Here is a 428-nt window from a genome sequence, read left to right on the forward strand (position 1 = left end):
ATCGAAGGCCCTGATCTGATCAGCAAGCTGCGGTCTGAGCATGGTGTATCGGTACCAGTTCTGATGCTTACTGAGAGGCGGGAGCTGTCCGATAAAATTCGTGCCTTCCGTTCTGGGGCGGATGACTATGTAACCAAGCCATTTGACATCCCGGAATTGGAAGTCCGGCTTCAGGCGATAGTAAACCGCGCCCAAGGGCGTCCGGCCACCAGACGGCTGACAGACGGTGGCCTTACTCTCGATCTGGCAACGTTGATAGCGTCCAGGGAAGGAAGGCAGCTGCGGCTCTACCCTGGAACCCGAAAGTTGCTACAAGTTCTGATGCGGGCGAGCCCTTCGGCTGTGAGTCGCCAAGAGCTGGAGCACGCTTTATGGGGGGACGATCCGCCAGATCGGGACCTGCTCCGATCTCATATGTCCGCCCTCAG

Annotated in this window: 1 protein-coding gene; it reads left to right on the top strand. The window is 57.9% G+C overall.

The annotated features are described in order from the left end of the window. Nucleotides 1-428: response regulator transcription factor (locus KVS69_RS18860; protein WP_217539500.1), on the top strand; the 428-nt coding region annotated here is incomplete at both ends.

This window comes from Stenotrophomonas sp. GbtcB23, assembly GCF_019091045.1.
GTDB classification, from domain to species: Bacteria; Pseudomonadota; Gammaproteobacteria; order Xanthomonadales; family Xanthomonadaceae; genus Stenotrophomonas; species Stenotrophomonas rhizophila_A.